Source organism: Intrasporangium sp. (assembly GCF_051961875.1).
Taxonomy (GTDB): Bacteria; Actinomycetota; Actinomycetes; order Actinomycetales; family Dermatophilaceae; genus Intrasporangium_A.
The window spans coordinates 1-3,471 of record NZ_JBQCCV010000117.1; the positions used below are offsets into that span (position 1 = coordinate 1).

The 3,471-nt window shown below is 67.7% G+C and carries 4 protein-coding genes, 1 tRNA gene and 1 pseudogene; 4 read left to right on the forward strand and 2 right to left on the reverse strand.

Annotated elements, in window-relative coordinates; translation table 11 throughout:
- Both ACTHJJ_RS06765 and ACTHJJ_RS06770 read left to right on the forward strand, forming a co-directional pair.
- Window positions 1-225: pseudogene (locus ACTHJJ_RS06765) on the forward strand (IS110 family transposase); the annotation flags it as partial.
- Window positions 226-485: 260 nt separating this feature from the next.
- Window positions 486-561, forward strand: a tRNA-Lys gene (locus ACTHJJ_RS06770).
- A gap of 62 nt (window positions 562-623) precedes the next feature.
- Here ACTHJJ_RS06770 and ACTHJJ_RS06775 read toward each other — a convergent pair.
- The gene (locus ACTHJJ_RS06775) at window positions 624-863 is read right to left on the reverse strand and encodes a hypothetical protein (RefSeq protein ID WP_440302176.1); all 240 of its coding nucleotides are present in this window, start codon (window positions 861-863) and stop codon (window positions 624-626) included.
- 367 nt (window positions 864-1,230) lie between these two features.
- Here ACTHJJ_RS06775 and ACTHJJ_RS06780 point away from each other — a divergent pair, with 367 nt between their 5' ends.
- Window positions 1,231-1,827 carry an excalibur calcium-binding domain-containing protein gene (locus ACTHJJ_RS06780; RefSeq protein ID WP_440302177.1) on the forward strand — a complete coding sequence of 199 codons (597 nt, stop codon included), beginning with the start codon at window positions 1,231-1,233 and terminating at the stop codon, window positions 1,825-1,827.
- Between the two features lie 76 nt (window positions 1,828-1,903).
- Window positions 1,904-2,464 carry a DJ-1/PfpI family protein gene (locus ACTHJJ_RS06785; protein ID WP_440302178.1) on the forward strand — a complete coding sequence of 187 codons (561 nt, stop codon included), beginning with the start codon at window positions 1,904-1,906 and terminating at the stop codon, window positions 2,462-2,464.
- Window positions 2,465-2,840: 376 nt separating this feature from the next.
- On the opposite strand, the gene ACTHJJ_RS06790 is transcribed toward ACTHJJ_RS06785, so the two are convergent.
- Window positions 2,841-3,471 (reverse strand): GNAT family N-acetyltransferase (locus ACTHJJ_RS06790; RefSeq protein WP_440302179.1); only part of this gene is annotated, 631 nt, incomplete at its 5' end.

The following is a 3,471-nucleotide window of genomic DNA, read 5'->3' on the forward strand; positions in this document are numbered from 1 at the left end:
TCGATGGAAGCGATGCGCTGCCTCAAACGCCGCCTGTCCGACCTCGTCTACCGGACCATGCTCAGCGACTACACGACCACTACGACGACGAGCCCGGGAGGGCACCGGGGCAACGTCACTGACTCCAGCGCGACCGGCTCAAGGCCCCACACCGGCTCTTCGGACAAGCCACTTCCCGGACCCGCCACCAGCAAGCCTACGACCCCGCTCCCGGCCGCCTCTTGACACAGAAGGGAGCCATGAGGGGACGCTCACGACCCTGCAAACGTGACGGTGATTTGTCCACCGGGAGTGGTGGCGACTTCGCCCCGGGGCCCGGCCGCGACCGCGCGGACGTGCGAAGAACTGCTGACGGCGTACCCCGAAGAGGGCGGGCGCATCGGCCAGCCGGAGAGGGTCCGGCATACTGTGAACCGGAGGTCGGTACCGACCGGGCTACAGCGGTGTAGTACTGAGGTTAGTCCCGATTAAAGTACCGACCCCCCGGGCCTCTAGCTCAGTGGGTAGAGCATCGGACTTTTAATCCGCCGGTCGTCGGTTCGAGCCCGACGGGGCCCACCACCTCCGTTTCCGCGCGCACCATTGTCCGAGCGCTGCCGCCGGCCGGCGGGCGACGTCCGCTCTCAGCCCTGACCTTGGTCATATACACGCCATCCAGCAGAGGTGCTGACGAAGCACAGGCCCCACTGCACGTCGCCCTCCGGGATGGACCCGTCGCCGCTTCCCCCTGTCGTCATGTCGAACGACATGCACTGCTGCGCAACCCCGCCCCCGTCCGCGGACACCGCGACCGGACCGGTCAGGTCACGGTATGCCGTCATGCTCGGGGACGAGCACCACGAGAAGGTCCTCTGCGTGGTCAACGCTCGGGTGAAGCCGCAGTCCTGCCGGACGGCGGCATCCAGATAGGCAGTCGCTACCTGGGTCACTGATGCGTTCGCCGGCGGCAGCGGCTCGTTAGGCTGGTTCGCGCGGAAGATCCACGGTCCGAGGGCCAGCACCGCAACTGCTGCCAGCCACGCAACCCTCTTCGCACCCACCCGTGTCATGCAATGGATCCTGACAGGTCAACGGACGCGGTTGGTGGCTCAATCAGAAACGCGGTGTATCGACCTAGGGCCAGCGGCGACTGACCGGGGCGCGGTCCGAAATCGACCCATTTCCACCGTTTTCCTGCATTTTGGCCGGGTCAAACGTAGCCTCGGGCCACACAGGGAACCAGGGGGACTCATGAACTCGAACGCCCGCGCAGCGTGCGCGCTTGTCGCCGTCGTCTTCGGCCTGACCGGCTGTGCTGGCCAAACGTCGGGTGCGGAACAAGTCCGGCTGGTTGACGCCGGCGTCAGCCGCACCACGGAGCCGGTCATCCCGCCCACATCGAACATCGACACCGCAGCCGAGGAAGCCAGGGCTGCCGAGGAGGCGAAGGCTGCCGAGGAGGCGAAGGCTGCCGACGAGGCCAAGGCTGCCGAGGAGGCCAAGGCTGCCGAGGAGGCCAAGGCTGCGGAGGAGGCCAAGGCTGCGGAGGAGGCGAAAGCGAAGGCCGCCGAAGCAAAGGCGAAGGCGGCCGCGGAGGCGAAGGCTGCCGAGGCCCGTGCGAAGGCGAAGGCAAATGCCAAGGCCGAAGCTGCCGCGCGTGCGAAAGCCAAGGCTGCTGCCGAGGCGAGAGCGAAGGCGGCACGGGAGGCGGCGGCTGCTCGGGCGAAGGACGTGTACTACGCCAACTGCACGGCAGCCAGAGCCGCCGGAGCGGCTCCGATCTACGCGGGCGAGCCGGGTTACTCCCGCAAGCTGGACCGTGATGGAGACGGCATCGCCTGTGAGTGAGGACCCCTCCGAGATGGCCGGCCGCGCCGGTGCGGCGGAGGGTCGTCCAGGGCTGCGGCTTCAGTAGGATCCGCGGGTGGCGAAGTCCGTGTACCTACTGATCTACGACACCTTCGCCGAGTTCGAGGTGACGGTTCTCCTGACTGCTATGCGCGGCACGAAGCACACCTTGACGACGGTCGGACTTTCCCCCGAACCGGTGACGACCACCGGGCGACTCACAGTTCTGCCGGAGGTCGCGATCGATGCGGTGAAGCCGAAGGCCGTCGACGCGCTGATCGTTCCCGGTGGCGACGCCTCCCATGCGATGGGCAACGAAGACCTACGAGCGTTGATCCAGCACCTTGATGCCCGGGAGGCCCTGCTGGCGGCGATCTGTGGCGGCCCTGCGGTGTTGGGGGACGCCGGCGTGCTCGACGACCGCCGTTACACAGCGGCGCTCGGCCCGGAGGATGCGGCATACACCGGGATCCAGGGACGCGGAACCCCTGAGCCCGAGCTTCTCGTGACCGACGGGAACGTCGTGACCGCGGTCGGATCGGCCTACCTGTCCTTCGCCGAGGAGGTCCTCCGTCACCTGGACGAAGGACCGGTTGTCGAGCCCCTGACCTACTTCCGCGAACCGTCTCTGGCCTGACGAATCACGACCCCACGGCTCTCGCACCTGCCACACTTTGCACGTGCAGATGCCGTCCGGTCCCGAACTCGAGGGGCGCCGAGAACCACCGCCGCGCACCAAGTCTGGGCCGGGGTCACGCGCGTTCCTCGAGCTGCTTCTCGGGGCGGGATCCCTGTCTACGGCGGTGACCCGCTTGGCAGATCCCGAGGTGCCACGGGACGGGTCGGACCTCATGCTTACGGTGTTCCTATTTCTAACCGCTGCCATCTCCGGGTGGCGCACAGTGCGCGAATGGCGTGCCTGGAGACGGCTCAGGGCCAGCAGCCTGCCGTAGCGGCGTCTCACCGCATGCAGCAGCCAGGCCCCAGCCCTGCCATCCGCTCGCCTGACCCGCTCAGGACAAGGGCAGGAGGGCGTGGCAGGCCTCAACGTTGTGCAGCTCGATGTCGTCCCTGCGTCGCTGTTCCCACTTGTCCCGGGTCAGTCGCCACCGGTTGAGCAGGGCGGGTTCGCCTTGCCGCGTTGCCCATTCGAACCCGTTGGGGTCGTAGCCGAGCCGTTGCGAGATCGCGTTGGAGCCACGGTTGTCGACAAAGGCGTCGCTGGTCGCCTCCTGCGCCCCGAGGCCGTCGAACGCGAGGTGCAGGACCGCCTCGCGCATCTGGAGTCCGAGTCCCCGGCCGCGCAGCTCGGCTGACAGCCAGGAGAAGGTGGTGACGGTTCCGAGGGTGGAGAAGTTCACGCCGGTCAGGGTCTGTTCCCCGACGGGCCGGCCATCGACCACCACCACGAAGTACAGCCGCCACATGTCAGGCTCGACCCTGCCGCGACTCCGCCAGATCGCCCGGAGCCACTTGGCGACCCGTAGGTCAGGATCCTTCTCATAGAACGACATCGGGTCGTCGTACGGTGCGGGGTCGGCATGGGTCTTGCCCGCGCGGACCGCTTCCGCGAGCTCGTCCAACAGCTCGTCCGTGGCGCCGCGCAGCTCCAGCGTCGGGGTGGTGACGCGCACATTGAGGAGC